The sequence below is a fragment of the Pseudomonas sp. RA_5y_Pfl1_P24 genome, from assembly GCF_963970945.1.
Taxonomy (GTDB): domain Bacteria; phylum Pseudomonadota; class Gammaproteobacteria; order Pseudomonadales; family Pseudomonadaceae; genus Aquipseudomonas; species Aquipseudomonas tritici.
On sequence record NZ_CAXAOJ010000005.1, the window covers coordinates 221,261 to 243,033 of the forward strand.

Annotated in this window: 20 protein-coding genes; 12 read left to right on the top strand and 8 right to left on the bottom strand. The window is 59.7% G+C overall.

Annotation, left to right across the window (positions count from 1 at the left end; genetic code table 11):
• The first annotated feature begins 18 nt into the window (after positions 1 to 18).
• On the top strand, positions 19 to 2,241 hold the full coding sequence (gene ppk1, locus AACY30_RS10030; RefSeq protein ID WP_339436185.1) for a polyphosphate kinase 1: 2,223 nt from the start codon (positions 19 to 21) through the stop codon (positions 2,239 to 2,241).
• A gap of 78 nt (positions 2,242 to 2,319) precedes the next feature.
• Here the strand turns inward: ppk1 and ppx are convergent, their stop codons facing one another.
• On the bottom strand, positions 2,320 to 3,822 hold the full coding sequence (gene ppx, locus AACY30_RS10035) for an exopolyphosphatase (RefSeq protein WP_339471003.1): 1,503 nt from the start codon (positions 3,820 to 3,822) through the stop codon (positions 2,320 to 2,322).
• Between the two features lie 474 nt (positions 3,823 to 4,296).
• On the opposite strand from ppx, the gene AACY30_RS10040 reads away from it, so the two are divergent.
• The 4 genes from AACY30_RS10040 (at position 4,297) to AACY30_RS10055 (ending at position 8,841) form a co-directional block, all read left to right on the top strand.
• Positions 4,297 to 4,947 (top strand): DUF1120 domain-containing protein, encoded by a 651-nt coding sequence (locus AACY30_RS10040; RefSeq protein WP_339471002.1) that lies wholly within the window; start codon positions 4,297 to 4,299, stop codon positions 4,945 to 4,947.
• Between the two features lie 139 nt (positions 4,948 to 5,086).
• Complete coding sequence (locus AACY30_RS10045; RefSeq protein ID WP_339540297.1) at positions 5,087 to 5,779, top strand: fimbria/pilus chaperone family protein; 693 nt, start codon at positions 5,087 to 5,089, stop codon at positions 5,777 to 5,779.
• Positions 5,780 to 5,786: 7 nt separating this feature from the next.
• The gene (locus AACY30_RS10050; protein ID WP_339540239.1) at positions 5,787 to 8,303 is read left to right on the top strand and encodes a fimbria/pilus outer membrane usher protein; all 2,517 of its coding nucleotides are present in this window, start codon (positions 5,787 to 5,789) and stop codon (positions 8,301 to 8,303) included.
• Positions 8,304 to 8,307: 4 nt separating this feature from the next.
• Positions 8,308 to 8,841, top strand: coding sequence for a hypothetical protein (locus AACY30_RS10055; RefSeq protein ID WP_339540298.1), 534 nt, complete (start codon positions 8,308 to 8,310; stop codon positions 8,839 to 8,841).
• Here the strand turns inward: AACY30_RS10055 and AACY30_RS10060 are convergent.
• The 4 genes from AACY30_RS10060 to AACY30_RS10075 are packed head-to-tail and all read right to left on the bottom strand — an operon-like array spanning position 8,822 to position 11,662.
• Complete coding sequence (locus AACY30_RS10060; RefSeq protein WP_339471000.1) at positions 8,822 to 9,559, bottom strand: amino acid ABC transporter ATP-binding protein; 738 nt, start codon at positions 9,557 to 9,559, stop codon at positions 8,822 to 8,824. The genes AACY30_RS10055 and AACY30_RS10060 overlap by 20 nt on opposite strands.
• On the bottom strand, positions 9,546 to 10,196 hold the full coding sequence (locus tag AACY30_RS10065) for an amino acid ABC transporter permease (RefSeq protein ID WP_339415157.1): 651 nt from the start codon (positions 10,194 to 10,196) through the stop codon (positions 9,546 to 9,548). Before AACY30_RS10065 ends, AACY30_RS10060 begins: the two co-directional genes overlap by 14 nt.
• Positions 10,193 to 10,861 (bottom strand): amino acid ABC transporter permease, encoded by a 669-nt coding sequence (locus AACY30_RS10070; protein ID WP_339470999.1) that lies wholly within the window; start codon positions 10,859 to 10,861, stop codon positions 10,193 to 10,195. Before AACY30_RS10070 ends, AACY30_RS10065 begins: the two co-directional genes overlap by 4 nt.
• Before the next feature lie 15 nt (positions 10,862 to 10,876).
• Positions 10,877 to 11,662: a transporter substrate-binding domain-containing protein gene (locus AACY30_RS10075; protein WP_339540240.1), complete on the bottom strand. Its 786-nt coding sequence runs from the start codon at positions 11,660 to 11,662 to the stop codon at positions 10,877 to 10,879.
• A gap of 255 nt (positions 11,663 to 11,917) precedes the next feature.
• Between AACY30_RS10075 and AACY30_RS10080 the strand changes: the two genes are divergently transcribed.
• The 5 genes from AACY30_RS10080 to AACY30_RS10100 all read left to right on the top strand — a co-directional run bounded on the left by AACY30_RS10080 (position 11,918) and on the right by AACY30_RS10100 (position 17,149).
• Entirely contained in the window at positions 11,918 to 12,613 is a 696-nt protein-coding gene (locus AACY30_RS10080) for a FadR/GntR family transcriptional regulator (protein WP_339427620.1), read from the top strand.
• Positions 12,614 to 12,734: 121 nt separating this feature from the next.
• A complete protein-coding gene (gene trxA, locus AACY30_RS10085; RefSeq protein ID WP_003213989.1) occupies positions 12,735 to 13,064 on the top strand; it encodes a thioredoxin TrxA in 330 nt (109 codons plus the stop codon).
• Between the two features lie 234 nt (positions 13,065 to 13,298).
• A complete protein-coding gene (gene rho / locus AACY30_RS10090) occupies positions 13,299 to 14,558 on the top strand; it encodes a transcription termination factor Rho (protein ID WP_048729328.1) in 1,260 nt (419 codons plus the stop codon).
• A 156-nt stretch (positions 14,559 to 14,714) separates the two neighbouring features.
• Positions 14,715 to 16,181 (top strand): 4-hydroxy-3-polyprenylbenzoate decarboxylase, encoded by a 1,467-nt coding sequence (gene ubiD, locus AACY30_RS10095; RefSeq protein ID WP_049711003.1) that lies wholly within the window; start codon positions 14,715 to 14,717, stop codon positions 16,179 to 16,181.
• Positions 16,181 to 17,149, top strand: coding sequence for a CDP-6-deoxy-delta-3,4-glucoseen reductase (locus AACY30_RS10100; RefSeq protein WP_339540241.1), 969 nt, complete (start codon positions 16,181 to 16,183; stop codon positions 17,147 to 17,149). The genes ubiD and AACY30_RS10100 overlap by 1 nt, the downstream gene beginning before the upstream one ends.
• A 65-nt stretch (positions 17,150 to 17,214) precedes the next feature.
• Here the strand turns inward: AACY30_RS10100 and AACY30_RS10105 are convergent, their stop codons facing one another.
• Positions 17,215 to 17,697 (bottom strand): sn-glycerol-3-phosphate transporter, encoded by a 483-nt coding sequence (locus AACY30_RS10105; RefSeq protein WP_339470995.1) that lies wholly within the window; start codon positions 17,695 to 17,697, stop codon positions 17,215 to 17,217.
• Positions 17,698 to 17,992: 295 nt separating this feature from the next.
• On the opposite strand from AACY30_RS10105, the gene AACY30_RS10110 reads away from it, so the two are divergent.
• Positions 17,993 to 18,646 carry a gamma-glutamylcyclotransferase gene (locus tag AACY30_RS10110; RefSeq protein WP_049711006.1) on the top strand — a complete coding sequence of 218 codons (654 nt, stop codon included), beginning with the start codon at positions 17,993 to 17,995 and terminating at the stop codon, positions 18,644 to 18,646.
• On the opposite strand, the gene glpT is transcribed toward AACY30_RS10110, so the two are convergent.
• Both glpT and AACY30_RS10120 read right to left on the bottom strand, forming a co-directional pair.
• The gene (gene glpT, locus AACY30_RS10115) at positions 18,643 to 19,980 is read right to left on the bottom strand and encodes a glycerol-3-phosphate transporter (RefSeq protein ID WP_339540242.1); all 1,338 of its coding nucleotides are present in this window, start codon (positions 19,978 to 19,980) and stop codon (positions 18,643 to 18,645) included. The genes AACY30_RS10110 and glpT overlap by 4 nt on opposite strands.
• Positions 19,981 to 20,207: 227 nt before the next feature.
• Positions 20,208 to 21,185: an NADPH:quinone oxidoreductase family protein gene (locus AACY30_RS10120; RefSeq protein ID WP_339415164.1), complete on the bottom strand. Its 978-nt coding sequence runs from the start codon at positions 21,183 to 21,185 to the stop codon at positions 20,208 to 20,210.
• 150 nt (positions 21,186 to 21,335) lie between these two features.
• On the opposite strand from AACY30_RS10120, the gene AACY30_RS10125 reads away from it, so the two are divergent.
• Positions 21,336 to 21,743, top strand: coding sequence for a flagellar basal body-associated protein FliL (locus tag AACY30_RS10125; RefSeq protein WP_049711009.1), 408 nt, complete (start codon positions 21,336 to 21,338; stop codon positions 21,741 to 21,743).
• Positions 21,744 to 21,773 lie beyond the last annotated feature (30 nt).

Here is a 21,773-nt window from a genome sequence, read left to right on the forward strand (position 1 = left end):
CCCTCACAGGAACACTCGATGAATACCGAAGGACTCACAGAAGTTGCCGTAAAAGACACTCACCCGGTGGTTGAACAAGTCACCGCAACGCCGCCGGAGCACCAGCCCGCCGTGCCTGTCGTGGTGGCCGAGCCACCTGCGCCGGCCCCAGTGGTCGCTGTGACCAACCTGGATGACAGCAGCCTGTACATCCACCGCGAGCTGTCACAACTGCAATTCAACATCCGCGTACTGGAACAGGCGCTGGATGAGTCCTATCCGCTGCTGGAGCGGCTGAAGTTCCTGCTGATCTTCTCCAGCAACCTGGACGAGTTCTTCGAGATTCGCGTCGCCGGCCTCAAGAAACAAATCACCTTTGCCCGCGAACAAGCCGGCGCCGACGGCCTGCAGCCGCATCAGGCGCTGGCGCGCATCAGCGAACTGGTACACGGCCATGTGGACCGCCAATACGCGATCCTCAACGACATCCTGTTGCCGGAACTGGAAAAACATCAGGTCCGCTTCATCCGTCGTCGTCACTGGACCACCAAGATCAAGACCTGGGTGCGCCGTTACTTCCGTGACGAGATTTCGCCGATCATCACCCCCATTGGCCTCGACCCGACGCACCCGTTCCCGTTGCTGGTGAACAAGAGCCTCAACTTTATTGTCGAGCTGGAAGGTATCGACGCCTTCGGCCGTGACTCAGGCCTTGCGATCATCCCGGCACCGCGTCTGTTGCCACGGATCATTAAGGTACCGGAAGAGGTGGGGGGCGCTGGCGATAACTATGTATTCCTGTCGTCGATGATCCATGCGCACGCCGATGACCTGTTCCAGGGCATGAAGGTGAAGGGCTGCTACCAATTCCGCCTGACCCGTAACGCCGACCTGGCGCTGGACTCCGAAGACGTCGAAGACTTGGCCCGTGCTCTGCGCGGCGAGCTGTTCTCGCGGCGCTACGGCGATGCGGTGCGCCTGGAAGTGGCCGACACCTGCCCTAAACACCTGTCGGACTACCTGCTGAAACAGTTCAACCTGGCCGAATCCGAGTTGTACCAGGTCAACGGCCCGGTGAACTTGACGCGCCTGTTCAGCATTACCGGCCTGGACAGCCATCCGGAACTGCAATACACCCCGTTCACCCCGCAGATCCCGAAATTGCTGCAAAACAGCGAGAATATCTTCAGCGTGGTGAGCAAGCAGGACATCCTGCTGCTGCATCCGTTCGAGTCCTTCACGCCAGTGGTCGACTTGCTGCGACAAGCCGCCAAGGACCCACACGTGTTGGCCGTGCGCCAGACCCTGTACCGTTCCGGCGCCAACTCGGAAATCGTCGACGCCCTGGTCGACGCCGCGCGTAACGGCAAGGAAGTCACGGCGGTGATCGAGTTGCGTGCGCGGTTCGACGAAGAGTCCAACCTGCAGTTGGCCAGCCGCCTGCAAGCGGCCGGCGCGGTGGTGATCTACGGTGTGGTCGGCTTCAAGACCCACGCCAAGATGATGCTGATCCTGCGCCGCGAAGCCGGTGAGATCGTGCGCTACGCGCACTTGGGCACTGGTAACTACCACGCCGGTAACGCCAAGCTCTACACCGACTACAGCCTGCTGACGTCCGACGATGCCTTGTGTGAAGACGTCGGCAAGTTGTTCAGCCAGTTGATCGGCATGGGCAAGACCTTGCGCATGAAGAAGCTGCTGCACGCGCCGTTCACCCTCAAGAAGGGCATGCTCGACATGATTGCCCGCGAAACCCAGTTCGCCCTCGACGGCAAACCGGCGCACATCATTGCCAAGTTCAACTCGTTGACCGATCCGAAGATCATTCGCGCGCTGTACAAGGCCAGCCAGTCCGGCGTGCGCATCGATCTGGTGGTGCGCGGCATGTGCTGCCTGCGTCCGGGCATTGTCGGGGTTTCGCACAACATCCATGTGCGCTCGATCATCGGCCGCTTCCTGGAACACACGCGGGTTTTCTACTTCCTCAACGGTGGCGAAGAGCAGATGTTCCTCTCCAGTGCCGACTGGATGGAGCGCAACCTTGATAAGCGTGTGGAAACATGCTTCCCGGTGGAAGGCAAGAAGTTGATCATGCGGGTCAAGAAGGAGCTGGAAAGCTACCTCACCGACAACACCCACAGCTGGAGCCTGCAGTCGGACGGCCGCTATATTCGCAACACGCCGACCGGCAACCAGAACCCGCGCAGTGCGCAGGCGACGTTGCTGGAGCGCTTGGGTAGCCCGATCCTGACGGTTAACTAACAGCCGAAACAAACCTAATAATGTGGGAGCGAGCAAGTCTGCTCCCACATTTGTTTTTGCAGTGTTCTTTGGACCGGCTCAGCGCATGTTCAGGCTGAACCCCACCCGCGTCAGCCACTCCGCTTCCTGGGCGAAATCCGCCTGGGTCAGCTGATTCTCATCCAGCCAACCTTTCGGGAACACTACGTCCAGGCTGTCGCCGTCGGCGCGCAGGGTCACCTGGGGCATTTCCTGGGTGCCACGGATATGGTGGAACAGGATTGCAAAGCGCAGCAGCACGCACAGGCGAATCAGCTTGATGCCTTCGTCGCCGAACTCTGCGAATTTGTCCTTAGGGATGTTACGGCGGTGGCCACGCACCAACAGCGCCAGCATTTGCTGGTCTTCCCGGGAGAAGCCGGCAAGGTCCGAGTGCTCAATCAGATAGGCACCGTGCTTGTGGTAATGGTAGTGGGCGATATCCAGGCCCACCTCATGCACCTTGGCCGCCCAGCCCAACAACTCGCGCCATACGCCGTCTTCCAGGTCCCAATCCTCGGCGACCTGGTCGAAGGCGTGCAGGGCTTTACGCTCCACCCGGGCTGCTTGTTCCAAGTCGACGTGGTAACGCTCCATCAACGAAGTGAGCGTGCGCTCCCGCACGTCCTCGTGGTGGTGGCGGCCCAGCAGGTCGTAGAGCACACCTTCGCGCAGGGCGCCGTCGCAGTGGTCCATGCGTTGCAACTCGAGGGCGTCGAAGATCGCTTCAAGAATCGCCAGGCCGGCCGGGAAGATGGTACGACGATCCGGCTTGATGCCGTCGAAGTCGATTTTCTCGGCGTCCCCCAGCTTGAACAGTTTGCGTTTTAGCCACGCCAGGCCTTCGGCATTTACTTCACCGGTGCCATGGCCGCCGGCTTTCAGGGCCAGGCCGATGGCACGGATGGTGCCGGACGAGCCGATGGCTTCATCCCAGGACAGGCGGTGCAGGGCGTGCTCGATGCTCATGATCTCCAGTCGCGCCGCCGTGTAAGCCTGGGCGTAGCGCGCCGGGGTGATCTTGCCATCCTTGAAATAGCGTTGGGTAAAGCTGACGCAGCCCATCTGCAGGCTTTCGCGCAGTAGCGGTTCGAAGCGCTGGCCAATGATGAATTCGGTACTGCCCCCGCCGATGTCGGCGACCAGGCGTTTGCCGGGCGTATCGGCCAGGGTGTGGGACACGCCGAGGTAGATCAGGCGCGCTTCTTCACGGCCAGAGATGACTTCAACGGGATGCCCAAGGATCTCCTCGGCGCGGCGGATGAATTCGCCACGGTTTCGGGCTTCGCGCAGGGCGTTGGTGCCGACGATTCGCACGGCGCCCAGGGGCATGCCGTTGATCAACTGGGCAAATCGCTTGAGGCAATCGAGCCCGCGCTGCATGGATTCTTCGTTGAGTTGGCGCTCATCGTCGATTCCGGCAGCCAGTTGCACTTTTTCGCCGAGCCGCTCAAGGATGCGGATTTCGCCGTTCTGGGCCTTGGCCACGACCATGTGAAAGCTGTTGGAGCCCAGGTCGATGGCGGCGATCAGGGACAGATTCTTGGCTTTGGATTGCGGCATGGTTAGGGGGTCTCGGTCGATAACCCAGCCATCGTGCCACGATCGACCTTTGGTGCCAACGCGTACTGCTTCGGTAATTTTTCTTTGGCTGTGTGTAAGGAATTCTTGTGGGGAATGTAGGACGGTTTTCTAAGCCCGTAGCGAATGATGTTTCATCTTTGTAGGCGTAATTAAGCGCTTGTTGTTTTCAGGCTGTTTATGATTTTGCCTACACTAAGTCGGGTAATCACTAATTTGTTTTGTACTTAAGCCTACTCGACGATGAATTCTGGCCCACTTTCTCTATTTACGCCTCCCACGAACAGTGGCGTGTTCTCTCATTCTTTATTCGGGCGGCAAAGCGACAGACTGTCACTCGGCAATTTCGCCGTGGTGTTATTTATTTATGGTCCTATGTTCAGGATGAAGAAAAGATGGGTAAAGGATACCCGGCCATCGTAAACGCACCTGCCCACTATGAATGACAGGTTAAACATGAAAAAAATGCTTGGTTTGACAGTAGGTACTCTGTGTCTGGTCGCGAGTATCGGCGCTCATGCAACAACGGCTGCTGAACTGATTGTACGAGGGACGATCAAGCCGTTGGCTTGCAACCTCAGCCTCGCCGGTGGCGGCATCGTGGATTACGGAATAATTCCCTCCGGCAGTCTGTCCGCCACTAACTTCAATCCTCTAACAGAGAAACCTGTCAGCTTGTCCGTCAGTTGCGGCAAGGCGCCAGCCCAGTTCGGCCTGACGCTGACTGACCTGCAATCGGGCAGCAAGGTGACCGGGATTCTCGGTTCCGGGTTCACCGAGGCGCAGAACTTCGGGCTTGGCCTTGCCAACGGCAAGCGTACGGGTGGCTACTCCGTGAGGCTGACGAATCTGAGCTCGTCCACCGGGCCCTTGAACCCTCTGGTGCGTGTTGGTACCACAGGTTCCTGGCAGCGCAGTGACGGCAAAGTCGCGCAAAGGCCGAGTCAATATTCGTGGGGCAACGGCTCCAGCCTGCAACCCGCATCCATCACCCAACTTACGGGCACTCTGGCTGTGAAAGCCGTTATCAACCGCACGCAAGATCTGGACCTGACCCGCGATACGACGCTGGACGGCCGCGCCACTCTGGAATTGAGTTACATCTAAATACGTTATTAACGGCCGACATTAACGCACAGGCAGTGATGCGTCTCTGTTAAGTGTCGGCTGTTTTTGCGTGGGTGTTCGTTGATTATTGGCTTTATGGCGGTGAGGGAACTCAGTGAAGGCTCTTTCAATAATACTGATGGCGTTTCTACGGTATGTAAGCGTGTGCCTTTGCTTGTGTGGTATGGCCGTAGCTGACGGGATGCAACCCGAGACAACAGTTGTGATTTTGAATGAAGAGGACGGTGAGGCGACACTTAATATCAAAAATACTGACCCTGGTGCGGCGTTACTGCATTCGGTCATACAAAACATACCTGAAGATTTGGAATCCTTATTGATCGTTACGCCGCCCATTACTAGGGTCGAGGCGGGCGACACTCAACTTGTACGCTTCATCATGACCGCGAAGGCACCGCTCAAGACCCAACGCCTGAAGCGAGTTTCCTTTGAAGGTATCCCCCAGGCTCGCGCGCCCGGCGGTGCGACCATCGGTATCACCCTGCGCCAGAACCTGCCGTTGATCCTGCATCCCAAAGGCTTGCCCAAGCACGATGCGCCGTGGCAGTTGCTCACCTGGAAGCGCGAAGGTGACCAGATAAAGGCTTATAACAACAGCGCTTACGTTGTGCGGATGGCACTGGAAGTCCAACTGCATCCGCTGGCGCGTCTGGGAAAGTTACCGCGTACCTACATTCTGCCGGGTGAAGTGCTCACGGTAGCGACAGACAACTCAGTGGCGGGAGTGGTCGCGGTGGAGATTCAACCGGCCACGGTCTACGGGTTTACGGTGGACAGCTACCGCGCACCCGTTACGGCAGATGCGGACTGACAAGCCTATGAAAAAGATCAGGCACTCAGGTCGCTCTGCCAAAAGCGCGTCTGGCAAGGTATTACAGGCGCGTTCCAGGGTCTTGCTGGGGCTCGCGACGCTGTGGGGGTTGCCAGGCTCCAGCGCAGCCGTGGCGCTCGGAGAAGGTTTTGACCTGGCCGCGTTGACAACCCTTGGGATCGACCCGCAGGTGTCCGAATACTTTCGCAGCGCGGCGCGCTTTCGCGAAGGTGTGCATGTGGTCGGGCTGCGGGTCAATGGCGCCCCGCTGGGGTTGGTGGACGCGCGGTTCGATTACCAGGGCCAGTTGTGCTTCACCGAGGCGTTACTGGCGAAGGCGGGTCTGGTCAAACCCTCCCGTGTGATACGCGAAGGCATCAGCCCTGACCAGGCCTGCCATGATTTCGTTGGTGAATACCCGGCGACCATGGTACGGCTGCGCCCGAGCAGCGATGAGGTCACCCTGGTAGTGCCGACCCAGTCCCTGCGCGCGCCAGAGTGGGAGGCCGGGAATTTTTCTCAGGGCGGCGCGGCAGCCATCTTCAACTATGACGTGTTGGGTTTCGATACCCGTTCGCGAAGTGGGCCAAGTCGCTTTGTATCGGCCTATACCGAGGCAGGGTTCAACCTGGGTAACTGGATTGTTCGCAGCCGCCAGTTTTTTATCTCTGACAATGGCCAGACGCGAACCGAGCAGGTGGACGCCTACGCCCAGCGTGATATCGCGGCGTTGCAGTCGACTTTCCAGGCCGGGCAGATTTCCAGCAGAAACCCGATATTTGGCGGGGTGCAACTGGCTGGCTTGCAGTTTTTTCCGGATGGTCAACAACGCGTGGGTGGGGGCAGCAGCGAGGTAGTGGTTGAAGGGCTGGCCCAAAGCCAGTCACGGGTCGAGGTGCGTCAGTCGGGTGCATTGATCCATACCACGCTGGTGCCGGAGGGGCCGTTCAGGCTCACCGGATTACCGTTGCTCAACAGCACCAGCGACCTCGATGTGAGCGTGATTGACGTGCGGGGCGCAAAGCGCAGTTTTGTCGTACCCGCCGCGTCCTTTCGAGGTGGGGCTCCGGTTGCGCCGGGGTATTACTTTTCCGTCGGCAAGGTGCGTGACACGTCCTTCGACAGCCGGGAAGCGCCCGTTGTTGTCATGGGCAGCGGCACCTGGGGGCTGGGCCAGAACTCGTCACTGGGTTTCGGCTTGCTGAGTACCGACGAGTATCAGTCGGCAGGCGGCTCACTGAGCAGTGTGTTTTTCCATCAAATGACGGTGGGCATGCGCCACAACCTGTCCCGTGATGGCCAAGATGGCGTAGGGGGCGCACGCAGCACACTCTCTGTGGGCAGCCCGTTGTTCGCCAACCTCGACATGAACCTGAGCGCCTCTACGCAAAGCCGAGGCTACCGGGAGGTGCTGGACGCAGGCCAGGCGTCGCGTGGGTACGACTTCGATGCGCGTTTCAAGCGCCAGTACACGGCAGGGTTGAGCTGGGCGGACCCGTTTGTGGGTGGTTTTTCCATCAGTTTCACGCGTAGCTCGCAGTTTGACGGGCAGTCCGCCGATCACCTCTTTGCCTCATGGAACAATACGTTTAACGGTTTGGGTGTGGCGCTGATCGCCGACGCTCAGGTCGGTGGGGTCGCGCCTCGACGCCGTGACTCGGTTGCGGGTGGCCGACGCGACGGACGGCTGGACGAAGACGCCTCCCTCCGGCTGCAGGTGACCGTGCCCCTGGGCGGCAATCGCCGAGTCAGTTCTTACGTCAGTCGTCGAGGCGACCGACTGGATGCTGGCACTGCTCTCAGCGAGCGGGTCAACGACTATGTGAACTACGAGGTCGGTGTTGATAGAGACGTGAGCGAGCGTGAACAGAGCGTGCGCGGCCGTGTGGACGTACTGCCGCTTTATACCCGCGTGAGCTTGGGTGCCAGCCGTGATCCGTCGAGCACCAGTTATTCCGGGCAACTGCAAGGCGGCATTGTCGCCCATGAACACGGCGTGACGTTCTCGCCGTATGCAGTGCAGGACACGTTTGGCATCGTCTCGGTGGGCGATATTGCTACGGCCAAGGTCTCCACGGCCCAAGGGCCGGTATGGACGGATTTCAGCGGCCAGGCGGTGATCCCCGGGCTGCAGGCCTACGGCAATAACCATGTGCAAGTACAGACCCAGTCGCTGCCCAGGCGCGTCGATTTGAAGAACGGGACCAAGGTGCTCGCTGCCGGTCGTGGCTCAGTCAACATCCTCAACTTTGATGTGGTGAAAGTCCGTCGTCTGTTGCTTGAAGCCCTGGATGAACAGGGCCGGCCCTTGCCTCAAGGGGCCGCGGTGTTCGGCGAGGACAACAACTTTATGACCAGTGTGGTGGGTGACGGCATGATTTTTCTCAATAACATCAATGGGCCGCAAACGCTGAGGGTTTCATTGCCGGACTCGGCCGCCTGTGTGCTGCAAGTCAACCCTGAGCAAGAGTCTGGCGATGACCAACTTTTCGAAACCGCACCGGCGGTATGCCATGCTCGCTAAGCCGATGAGTGGCTCACATGTTCCCCGCCTCTGCCTGTTGTTGGTCGCCCTGATGGGCAGCCCTGCGCGTGCTGACGACTGCCGGATGACCTTGAGCGAGCCTCGGATCGACTACGGGGTGATGCGTCCTTCGCAAGCGTCGTCTGGCAGGGCGACATTGATGCTGGAGACGCAACGTACGCTGCACCTGAGCGTGCTCTGCGCGACTCCCACGGGGATGAGCCTGCGCTTCAGCGGTGCACCCGCTGATGCCCAAAGCTATCAGTTTGGCCGGCAAGGGCGTTTCACTTTGAGCCTGAGGCAGGCGCAGGTCGACGGCAGCCCGGTGTCGTGGCAACCCGATGAAACCGCCAGCGGGCGGCTGCTACCCGGTCGCACGTTGTTTGCCAATGCCGCCGGTGTGGCGGTGACGGGCCGCCGGTTGACGGCCCAGGTGGAGATTGAGGTTCAACTGCCGGCCGATGCCCTCGCGGTACGCCGGGAGATGCAACTGGAGGGCCATGGCCAATTCGAGCTGGTCAGTCCGGCTGCTCCGTAGAGCCGATGAAGTTGGCCAGTTCGGCGGTTTTCGGGTGCGCGAACAAGTGTTTGGGATCGCCGACTTCATGCACCTTGCCCTGGTGCATGAACACTAGCTTGTCGCCGACTTCGCGGGCAAAGCGCATCTCGTGAGTCACCATGATCAGGGTCATGCCGTCCTTGGCCAGTTGGCGCACCACGCTGAGCACTTCATTGACCAGTTCCGGGTCGAGGGCCGAGGTGATTTCATCGCACAGCAGCACCTTGGGCGACATCGCCAGTGCGCGGGCAATCGCCACGCGTTGCTGCTGGCCGCCGGACAAGCGATCGGGGAAGGCGTCGAATTTCTCCCCCAGCCCGACGCGCTCCAGCATTTGCTTGGCCAGCAGCGCAGCCTTGGCCTTGGGCACTTTTTGGACGACTTGCGGCGCGAGCATCACGTTTTCGCCGACGGTCAGGTGCGGGAACAGGTTGAACTGCTGAAACACCATGCCGACTTTCTGCCGCAGGCTGCGCAGGTCAGCGCGGGCGGCGTCGAGGTATTCGCCGTCGACTTCGATCACGCCGTCGTTGATCGATTCCAGGCCGTTGAGGGTGCGCAATAGTGTGGATTTACCCGAGCCGCTGCGCCCTATGATCGCCACCACCTGGCCTTCTTCAACGGTCAGGTCGATGCCCTTGAGTACGTGGTGATCGCCGTAATACTTATGCAGGGCGGAAATTCTAAGCAGAGGCATGCAGTCTCCTTTCCAGGTAGCGCGCACTGAGGGATAGGGGGTAGCAGAGCAGAAAGTAACCAAGCGCCACCAGGCCGTAGACCATGAAGGGCTCGAACGTGGCATTGGCGAGCATGCCGCCGGTCTTGGTCAGTTCGGTAAAGCCGATGATCGAGGTCACGGCGGTGCCTTTGACCACCTGCACTGAGAAGCCCACGGTGGGCGCCACGGCAATGCGCAGGGCCTGGGGCAGGATTACGTAGCGCAGTTGCTCAAGCGGGTTGAGCGCCAGGCTGGCCGACGCTTCCCATTGCCCGTGGGCGATGGAATCGACGCAGCCGCGCCAGATTTCAGCCAGGTAGGCGCTGGTAAACAAGGTCAGGGCGATTGCCGCCGCGAGCCAGGGCGAGATATCCACACCCAGCAGGGCAACGCCGAAAAACACCAGGAACAGCTGCATCAGCAGCGGCGTGCCCTGGAACAGTTCGATATAGGTGCGCGCAACGTTGCGCGGGAGCGCCTTACTGCTGATGCGCATCGTCATCACCAGCAAACCGATCACGCCGCCACCCACAAACGCCACCAGCGACAGCAACAGCGTCCATTGCAGGCCCGTGAGCAGGTTGCGCACGATGTCCCAGAAAGAGAAATCACTCATCGGCTGTTCCTCATCACCCACCTGCGGCCGATCCAGTTGAGCAACTGGCGAATCATCAACGCCATGCACAGGTACACCAAGGTGGTCAGGGCATAGGTTTCAAAAGCGCGGAAATTGCGCGACTGGATAAAGTTGGCGGCGAAGCTCAGCTCTTCAGTGGCGATCTGCGAGCAGACTGCCGAACCGAGCATCACGATGATGATCTGGCTGCTCAGGGCCGGCCACACCTTGCCCAGCGCCGGCAGCAGCACCACGTGGCGGAACGCTTCGAAGCGCGTCATCGCCAGCGCTGCGGCAGCTTCCAGCTGCCCGCGTGGAATCGCCTGGATGCCAGCGCGGATGATTTCCGTGGAGTAGGCGCCCAGGTTGATCACCATCGCCAGCACGGCGGCTTGCCACTCGGTGATCTTCAGTCCCAGGGACGGCAGGCCGAAGAAGATGAAGAACAACTGCACCAGGAACGGTGTGTTGCGGATCAACTCGACGTACACACCGAAGAACCACGCAAACGGCTGGAGCTTCCAGGCCCGCACCACCGCGCCGACTGTGCCCAACGCTACGCCGAGAATCGCGCCGATGGCTGTCAGTTCAAGAGTGAACAGCGCACCACGCAACAGCAGGTCGGTATTGGCCAGCACCGGCACAAAGTCGAATTGATAGGCCATGAATCAGCTCCGCTTTTAGAGATCGGCAGGCGATGGTTCTTTGAGCCACTGCATCGCGTTCTTTTCCAGGCTGCCATCGGCTTTGGCAGCGACCAGGATCTGGTTGACCTTCTCCAGCAGCGCCGGCTCGTTCTTGTTCACGCCCACGTACACTGGCGAGTCCTTGAGCTTCACTTTCAGTGCAGGCACGCGTTTCGGGTTGCGTTCGCTGATCGCCACCATCACCACGTTGCCGCTGGCGATCAGGTCTACCTGGCCGGCCAGGTAGGCGGCGATGGTCGAGTTGTTGTCTTCGAAGCGCTTGATGGTCGCCTCTTTGGGCGCGACGGCAGTCAGCTCGATGTCTTCGATAGCGCCACGGGTCACGCTGATGGTCTTGCCCTTGAGATCGTCCAGGGTACTGATGGCGGCATCAGGCGGGCCGAACACCGCCAGGTAGAACGGTGCGTAGGCCTTGGAGAAGTCGATGACCTTTTCGCGCTCGGCGTTTTTGCCCAGGCTGGAAATCACCAGGTCGACCTTGCCGGTGGTGAGGAACGGGATACGGTTGGTGCTGTTGACCGGGGTCAGTTCCAGCTTGACCTTGAGTTGATCGGCCAGCAGCTTGGCGGTGTCGATGTCCAGGCCGCGCGGCTTCATGTCGGGGCCGGCCGAGCCGAACGGCGGAAAGTCCTGGGGCACGGCGACCTTGAGGGTGCCACGGGCAACGATGTCGTCCAGACCGTTGGCATGGGCAGGTGCCTGGCTCAGTATCAGGCTGGCAAACAGTGCAGTAAGCAGGGCGCTGTAGCGCTTGGTCATGGCAACTCTCCGAGAAGGGCGAAGGAATTTTCTGGATTTGCTCAGTGCACAGCCCATGCCATTACCGCTGGAACTGTCTGCGAGGCCGGGATTTGTTGAGCTTCCGTGGTCTTACTGGTCTGAACAGTGAGCTGACGTTTCGCACCCTTTTCGAGCGCCGGTAAAACCCGGCGAGCCCCTTTGGGGCGTGGCTTGCCGCCCGACCCGAATAGCTTTACAACTAGCCGCTCAGTTGACTGGAACCTTGAGTTTTTTATGAATTCCATCGCCCAAGCCGTACCGGAAGCGGCCCTGCAGGCCATCCGCAAACTGATCAAGGAGCAAGGCTTCGGGCCGGGCGATGCTTTGCCGTCCCAGCGCGATCTTGCGCTGCAGTTGGGCGTAAGCCGGGCGTCGTTGCGCGAGGCGTTGTCGTCCCTGAGCGCCTTGGGCGTGGTGAGTGTGCAGCCGGGCAAGGGCGTGTTCGTACAGGCTGCCGACGAGTCGCCGGGGTTTGCCTGGCCGTTTGCGGCGCAGGCTACGCCGCTGGATATCTTCCAGTTGCGCTACGCTCTTGAAGGCTTTGCGGCGGGGTTGGCGGCGGTGACGCTGACCATCGATGAGCTGGATAGCCTGGAAGACAACGTCGAGGCCATGCGCAAGGTGCTCAAGGCCGGCGACTTCGAAGCGGCTGCCCGACTGGACTTCGAATTCCATCAGCGCATCCTGCTGGCCAGTGGTAATCAAGCGATGGTGAGTATTCTCAGCGCCAGTGCCGAAGTGTTCCTCGAGAGCCAGAAACTACCGTTCATCCGGCCGGAGCGGGCCATGGAAACCTGGCAGGAGCACCGCCGGATAGTGCGCGCCCTGGCCCGTCGCGGCAGTGCAGCGGCGCAGAAAACCATGCAGGAACACGTGCGCAATGCGGCGTTGCGCACGGGCATCGCTTTCGTGACTCCCGTAACACCCTGAGTGGGGCGATACCCAAACTCATGCGGCACCATAGCAAGACTCAATCAGAGGCGGCTTCCTGAACGCGGGAAGGGCGGCTATGATGGGCCACGTTTTTTTTGCTTACAATCCGGAGACATCCATGAGCAACGATCTTATCAAGCACGTCACCGACGCGACCTTTGAGGCCGAAGTACTCAAGGCTCAAGGCCCGGTGCTGGTTGACTACTGGGCTGAGTGGTGCGGCCCTTGCAAAATGATCGCTCCAGTCCTGGACGACATTGCAACCACTTACGAAGGCAAGCTGACCATTGCCAAGCTGAACATTGACGACAACCAGGAAACCCCGGCCAAGCACGGCGTGCGTGGTATTCCGACCCTGATGCTGTTCAAGAACGGCAACGTCGAAGCCACTAAAGTAGGCGCGCTGTCGAAGTCTCAGCTGCAAGCTTTCCTCGACGCGAACATCTAAGCGTCTTCAAAAAAGCCCCGCAAATCGCGGGGCTTTTTCGTGAAACAGGGCTAGACGCTCCGAAATTCAGGTGGTACATTCGGTCCCGCACTGGTTTCTCCACTGCCCCCTGCAAGCCGTCGCCGACGCATTCCTTTTCGATTAGTACGCGATCCTGTCGCCTTCTCTGCGGCGCGGCCTCATTAAGCCAAAAGCTTAATTTCCCCCCTCCATAAATGATTACGTCATTCCTATATGAATCTGACTGAACTCAAGCAAAAGCCGATTACCGACCTGCTCCAACTGGCCGAAGAAATGGGCATAGAAAATATGGCCCGTTCGCGCAAGCAGGACGTGATTTTCTCCCTGCTCAAGAAGCACGCGAAAAGCGGCGAGGAAATCTCCGGTGATGGCGTGCTGGAGATTCTCCAGGACGGCTTCGGCTTCCTCCGCTCTGCAGACGCCTCCTATCTTGCCGGCCCAGACGATATCTACGTCTCGCCGAGCCAGATCCGTCGTTTCAACTTGCGTACCGGTGACACCATCGTTGGCAAGATCCGCCCTCCTAAGGAAGGCGAGCGCTATTTCGCCCTGCTCAAGGTCGACACGATCAACTTCGATCGTCCAGAGAACGCGAAAAACAAGATTCTCTTCGAGAACCTGACCCCGCTGTTCCCGACCGTGCGTATGAAGATGGAAGCCGGTAACGGTTCCACCGAAGACTTGACCGGTCGTGTGATCGACCTGTGCGCCCCGATCGGCAAAGGCCAGCGTGGCCTGATCGTCGCGCCGCCGAAAGCCGGTAAGACCATCATGCTGCAGAACATCGCAGCGAACATCGCGCGTAACAATCCTGAAGTTCACCTGATCGTACTGTTGATCGATGAGCGTCCGGAAGAAGTGACCGAAATGCAGCGCACCGTGCGCGGCGAAGTGGTTGCCTCCACGTTCGATGAGCCGCCAACCCGCCACGTGCAGGTTGCCGAAATGGTGATCGAGAAGGCCAAGCGCCTGGTCGAACACAAGAAGGACGTGGTGATCCTGCTCGACTCCATCACCCGTCTGGCCCGTGCCTACAACACCGTGATCCCGAGCTCCGGCAAGGTATTGACCGGTGGTGTCGATGCCCACGCCCTGGAGAAACCGAAGCGTTTCTTCGGCGCTGCGCGCAATATCGAAGAAGGCGGCTCGCTGACCATTATCGCCACCGCGCTGGTTGAAACCGGTTCGAAGATGGACGAAGTGATCTACGAAGAGTTCAAGGGTACCGGCAACATGGAACTGCCCCTGGACCGTCGTATCGCGGAAAAACGCGTGTTCCCGGCGATCAACATCAACCGTTCCGGCACCCGCCGCGAAGAGTTGCTGACTGCCGACGACGAACTGCAGCGCATGTGGATCCTGCGCAAGCTGCTGCACCCGATGGACGAAGTCGCCGCCATCGAGTTCCTGATCGACAAGCTGAAAGCCACCAAGACCAACGACGAGTTCTTCTTGTCGATGAAGCGTAAGTAATACGACGTTTCAGGTCCGAAAGAATGGCGCCCTCAGGGGCGCCATTTCTTTTCGTCGGTTTTTTAAGCATTCTCTGTACCCAAATGCACCGCGATAAGCTGCCAGTCGCCGTCATAGCAGGTAGGATGTACGCCTATTTTACGGGTGGCATGGTTAATGAAATTCAAGGATCTTCGGGATTTCGTGCAGCAACTTGAGCAGCGCGGAGAGTTGAAACGTATCCAGATGCCGATTTCCCCGGTGCTGGAAATGACTGAGATTTGCGACCGTACCCTTCGCAACAAGGGCCCGGCACTGCTGTTCGAGAACCCGACCGGCTTTGATATCCCGGTGCTCGGCAACCTGTTCGGCACCCCCGAGCGCGTGGCTTTTGGCATGGGGGCCGAGGCGGTCAGCGAACTGCGCGAGATCGGCAAGCTGCTGGCCTTCCTCAAGGAGCCCGAGCCGCCCAAGGGGCTGAAGGATGCCTGGTCGAAGCTGCCAATCTTCCGCAAGATCATTGCCATGGCCCCCAAAGTGGTCAAGGACGCGGTGTGCCAGGAAGTGGTCATCGAAGGCGATGACGTCGACCTCGGCATGCTGCCCGTGCAGACCTGTTGGCCAGGCGACGTCGGCCCGCTGATCACCTGGGGCCTGACCGTCACCAAAGGCCCGAACAAGGACCGCCAGAACCTCGGTATCTACCGCCAGCAAGTGATCGGCCGCAACAAGGTGATCATGCGTTGGTTGAGCCACCGTGGCGGCGCCCTGGACTTCCGTGAGTGGTGTGAAAAGCACCCTGGCAAGCCGTTCCCGGTTTCCGTGGCCCTGGGTGCCGACCCGGCTACCATCCTCGGCGCCGTGACCCCGGTGCCGGACAGCCTGTCCGAATACGCGTTTGCCGGCCTGCTGCGCGGCAACCGCACCGAACTGGTGAAGTGCCGTGGTAATGACCTGCAAGTGCCGGCCACGGCCGAAATCATCCTCGAGGGCGTGATTCATCCGGGCGAGATGGCCGATGAAGGGCCGTACGGTGACCACACCGGCTATTACAATGAAGTCGACAGCTTCCCGGTGTTCACCGTCGAGCGCATCACCCATCGGATCAAGCCGATCTACCACAGCACCTACACCGGCCGCCCGCCGGATGAGCCGGCTATTTTGGGCGTGGCGCTGAACGAAGTGTTCGTGCCGATCCTCCAAAAGCAATTCCCGGAGATCACCGACTTCTACCTGCCGCCGGAAGGCTGCTCGTACCGCATGGCCATCGTGACCATGAAGAAGTCGTACCCAGGCCATGCCAAGCGGGTAATGCTCGGTGTGTGGTCGTTTTTGCGACAGTTCATGTACACCAAGTTCGTTATTGTCACCGACGACGACATCAATGCCCGAGATTGGAACGACGTGATCTGGGCCATCACCACGCGCATGGACCCCAAGCGCGATACGGTGATGATCGACAACACGCCGATTGACTACCTCGACTTCGCCTCCCCAGTGTCGGGCTTGGGTTCGAAGATGGGCCTGGACGCCACCCACAAATGGCCGGGTGAAACCACCCGCGAATGGGGTCGGGTGATCGTAAAGGATGAAGCCGTCACTGCCCGTGTCGATGCGATCTGGAAAGAATTGGGAATAGATTGATGCGTGTAACCCTGCAACCTTCCGGCGCCGTGCTGGAGCTGGTCCCTGGCGAGCGAATCCTCGAAGGCGCGCGCCGCTTGGGCTACGAATGCCCCGAGGCCTGTCGCAACGGCGTATGCCATGTGTGCGCCGCGCTGCTCGTGGAAGGCCGAGTGCGGCAAGCCGGTGAAGTGCGCGACCATGGTGAGTTCTACACGTGTATCGCTGAGCCGCTGGAAGATTGCATTGTGTTGTGGGATGGCGTGCTGGCGCCGGGAGAGTTGCCATTGCGTAAGTTGTCATGCCAATTGAGTGAATGCGTAGAAGTCGGTGGCGATGTATGGCGCGTGCGCCTGCGCGCGCCGGCCGGCAGGGCGGTGCGTTACCACGCCGGGCAATACTTGATGATCGAGCGCGACAATGGCGAGAAATCGGCATTCTCCCTGGCGTCGGCACCCCATGCTGGACGCGAGCTTGAGTTGCATGTGCTGGTCCGCGAGGACAGTGCGCGCACCCTGTTGGAGCAACTGCAGCGTAACCAGATGGCCCGGATCGAAATGCCCTTTGGTGATACCCACTTGGCCGAGCTGCCGGACGGGCCGCTGGTGTTGATCGCTGCCGGTACCGGCATGGCGCAGATGCACAGCCTGATCGAGCATTGCCGCGCCTCTGGCTTCAAGCACCCGGTGCACCTGTACTGGGGCGTACGTCGCCCGGAAGATTTCTACGACATTGAGCACTGGGACCAGTGGCGGCAACTGCCCAACCTGTTCCTGCACAAAGTTGTCAGCGACTTGTGTGGTTGGGAAGGGCGCTGTGGGTTGTTGCATGAAGCGGTGTGTGAAGACATCACCGACCTCAAGTCGGTGCACGTCTACGCCAGCGGTTCACCGGCGATGATCTACGGTACCCTGGATGCGCTGGTGGATGCCGGTATGGACGCGCACCAGATGCGTGCCGATGTGTTCGCCTACGCCCCACGGGCCTGACGCGATCACATACATCACGGGTGTACGCCGATCAAACTGTGGGAGCGGACTGCGTCGTGTCTGTGTCAGAAGCGCACGCCTGTGGTCACCATCGCCGCATTGAACCCCAGCAACACCATCTCTGCCGCCACCGGCCCGTAATGCGCGCCCACCGACGGAATGATCACCGGTGCCACGCCGTAACGATTCAGTGGGATCTTGTCGCGGTACTTGCCGCGATAACCCTGGATCGCTCCGCCGGTCAGCTTCAAATACACCGGATAGTTCGCCATGTCGTAGCGCTTGCCCGCGTACGCGTAATACGAGCGCTGCCTGAACGAATTGCGAAACGTTGCCCCGCCATACACGAAACCTGACGCTTCGTTGCGCTCCAGGCCGATCAGGTCCTGGTTGTTGTTGTGCTCCGGGTCGGGCGCGAAATGCCGAGTGTAGACGCTGGTCTGCGCGTACCAGAAGCCTTTGTCGTCCTCGCTCGCGAGTGTTTCGCCAGCCAGTGCGGTGGTGGCCTGGGCCAGGAACAACAGGCCAGGCATTCGGAATCTGTTCATGGGTGCGACCTCAAGAGTCGATTGGGTGGGCGGCTAAGTGGGTCGTGATGTGTACGCTATTTTGATGGGTTGGCGGGTTCCCAGGCTGAACCGGGGCTGAAAGCGACGGCATTGGCACGCGTAATGCTGACAAATGGCTGTGGTGCTTATATCCGTACTTATTCGCTTACGGTATTTAGTGTCTCAGGCAAATGTCCTTAAGCTATATCTGAGACGGGCGGCTTATTGCTGCGGGTTTTATTACGGTAAAGTTGCTTACAACTGGTAATACATAGGAGGCGTACCGCTTTTCGCCATGACCGCCATTGAAACTGATCTTTTGCAGTTGGCTTACCCTCCGCGTCTCGATCTTGGGCCGCAACTCACTCACGAACAATTGATGAGCTCGATGCAGGCCACCATGGCCCGGCATAAGGGTGGGCCGGTCTGGCTATTTGCGTATGGTTCGCTGATCTGGCGCCCTGAATGCTCGTCGACCGAGCGCATGCGGGCACGGGTCCATGGTTATCATCGGGGTCTTTACTTGTGGTCCCACGAGCACCGGGGTACGCCGGAATTACCAGGTTTGGTCTTTGGTCTGGATCGCGGCGGCTCTTGCAGCGGGTTTGCTTACCGCTTGCCGGAAGATCAACTGGAGGCCTCGCTCTACGCCTTGTGGCAGCGCGAGATGCCTTACCCCTCTTACCGGCCGCACTGGCTCAGCTGCCGTCTGGAAGATGGCAGTACGGTGCAGGCATTGGGATTTGTTTTGGAGCGGCACCTGCCCAGCTACGCCGGCAACTTGCCTGATATCGTGCTGAACCACGTGTTGCAAAGCGCTTGCGGGCGTTACGGCACTACGCGTGATTATGTCGAGCAGACCGTCAACGCCCTGCGTAGCCACGCCATGCCAGATAAAAACCTGGAGGCGCGGCTCAAGCGTTGTGCGAAGGATTGCTCAGGCGGTTAACGCCCCGAGCTGACGCTGTTGGTGTGCCACAACGTTGGGATCAGGAAGGCGATTGCCAACACGCACGCGCCGATCAGCAGCACGAAACCACCGTCCCAGCCGAAGTGGTCCACGGTGTAGCCCATGGCCGCACTCGCTGCCACCGAGCCCCCCAGGTAACCGAACAAACCGGTGAAGCCCGCCGCTGTGCCGGCGGCTTTTTTCGGTGCCAGCTCCAGCGCCTGCAGGCCGATCAGCATTACCGGGCCGTAGATCAGGAAGCCGATGGACACCAGCGCGATCATGTCGACCATCGGGTTACCCGGCGGGTTGAGCCAGTACACCAGGGTCGCCACGGTCACCAGGGCCATGAACACGATGCCGGTGAGGCCACGGTTGCCACGGAAGATCTTGTCCGACATCCAGCCGCACAGCAGCGTGCCCGGGATACCTGCCCACTCATAGAAGAAGTACGCCCAGGACGATTTGTCGACCGTGAAGTGCTTGGCTTCTTTCAAGTAGGTCGGCGCCCAGTCCAGTACGCCGTAGCGCAGCAGGTAGACGAACACGTTGGCGAAGGCGATGTACCAGAGCATTTTGTTGCGCAGCACGTACTTGACGAAGATTTCCTTGGCGCTGAATTCGTCTTCGTGGCTGGCGTCATAGCCTTCCGGGTAGTCGTTCTTGTACTTCTCGATCGACGGCAGGCCGACTGATTGCGGGGTGTCGCGCATGGTGATGAAGGCAAACGCCGCCACTGCCAATGCCACGGTCGCCGGTACATAGAACGCTGCGTGCCAGTCGTTGAACCAGGCCATGCCCAGCAGGAACAGCGGGCCGATCAGGCCGCCGCCGACGTTGTGCGCCACGTTCCATACCGACACCACGCCGCCGCGTTCTTTCTGCGACCACCAGTGCACCATGGTCCGTCCACTGGGCGGCCAGCCCATGCCTTGAGCCCAGCCGTTGATGAACAGCAAAATGAACATCATGGTCACGCTGGACGTCGCCCAAGGTGCGAAACCGAAAATGAACATGACCCCAGCTGAAACCAGCAGGCCGAAGGGCAGGAAATAGCGCGGGTTGGAGCGGTCGGACACCAGGCCCATGAGGAACTTGGACAGGCCGTAGGCAATCGCGATAGCCGACATCGCCAGGCCCAGTTCACCACGGGTGTAACCCTCGTCGATCAAGTAGGGCATGGCCAGGGAGAAGTTTTTACGCAGCAGGTAGTACCCGGCGTAACCGAAGAAAATACCCGCGAAGATCTGCCAGCGCAGGCGTCGGTAGGTACTGTCTATTTTTTCTTCAGGCAGGGGCGCCTGATGTGCGGCAGGACGAAAGAAAGCAAACATTCAAGAGCTCCAAATTTCTTGTTTTGACTGCGGATGCGAATGTTACAGTTTCGTTACCGAAAATAGCATCGCCTCTTATCTGCAAACACAGGAAATCAGAGCAATTGCATGTTCTCTTATGAACATGTCGCGAATAGATAAGTGCTGGTCGGGATTGAGTTCGTGAGGCGTTGGAGATCCCAATGTGGGAGCGGGCTTGCTCCCACATTGACCGAATTTCACATCGTTTAGCGAGTTTGGACGACGACCTTGCCCACCGCCTTGCGCTGCCCCAAATCATTGATCGCCTGGGCGGCCTGTTCCAGCGGGTACACCTGCGACACCAGCGGCTTCAACTTATCCTCGGAATACCATGTGAACAACTGCTGGAAATTCGCCGCATTATCCTGCGGCTGACGCTGCGCAAATGAACCCCAGAACACCCCGACCACTGCGGCGCCCTTGAGCAGCGCCAGGTTCACCGGCAGTTCCGGAATACGCCCACTGGCAAACCCCACCACCAGCAGGCGGCCGTTCCAGGCGATCGCGCGGATGGCCTGGTCAAACAGATCGCCACCCACCGGGTCGTAGATCACATCGGCACCGTTGCCGTCGGTGAGGCGCTTGATCTCGTCTTTCAGGCTGGCTTCGCTGTAGTTGATCAGCTCATCAGCGCCAGCCGCCTTGGCCACTGCGAGTTTGTCGGCACTGCTGGCGGCGGCGATCACGCGTGCGCCCATGGCTTTGCCGATCTCCACGGCGGCCAGACCCACGCCACCGGAGGCGCCGAGGACCAACAGCGTTTCGCCAGGTTGCAGGTTGGCCCGCTGTTTCAGCGCGTGCATCGAGGTGCCGTAGGTCATGCTGAAAGCCGCGGCGGTGTTGAAGTCCATGCTCGGCGGGATCGGCAGTACGTTATAGCCCGGCACCGCGACCTGTTCGGCAAAGCTGCCCCAGCCGGTCAGCGCCATGACCCGATCACCGACTTTCAGGTGGCCGACCTTTTCGCCCACTTCACTGACCACGCCCGACGCTTCGCCACCCGGCGAAAACGGGAAGGGCGGCTTGAACTGGTACTTGCCCTCAATGATCAAGGTATCCGGGAAGTTGACCCCGGCGGCATGCACGTCCAGCAGGATTTCGTTTTTCTTGATCGCCGGGCTGGCGATTTCTTCCAGCACCAGGGTTTCGGCGGGGCCGAAGGCTTTGCACAGCACAGCTTTCATCGGACTATTCCTTTTGGCATCGTGGCCGATAAGTGTAGGAGGGTACGCCCGTGGGTCAACGAGCATGCCCGGGCCTGATAAGTCGCCATAAGCTTGTGCTCAGCCTTGCTAGCGTTATGCTACTTGGCAACCGAATGTGAGGAATGAACTGTGAAAGCGTGGATCCTGTTGATGCTGGCCCTGACCTTGCCGATGGCAGCCCAGGCCGAAGAGGCCAAAGAAGGCGAGGCGCCGAAGGTCAGCTATATCAGCCTGAGCCCGCCGTTCGTGGGCAACTACGGCCTGGATGGCACGGCGAAACTCAAGGTGTTCAAGGCCGACATCGCCCTGCGCGTGACCGGCACCGAAGCTGCCGCTGCGGTCAAAGCCAATGACGCGTTGATCCGTAACCAACTGGTGGCACTGTTCACTCAGCAGACCAACGAGAGCATGAGCACCGTTGAAGGCAAGGAAAAACTGCGCCAGGAAGCTCTCAAGCAAACCCAGCAAGTGATGAACGACGAGACCGGCAAGCCGGTAGTGGAAGATTTGTTGTTCAACAACCTGATCATCCAGTAACACCCTCCCCCGAAGCCGCTGTCGAGCCCT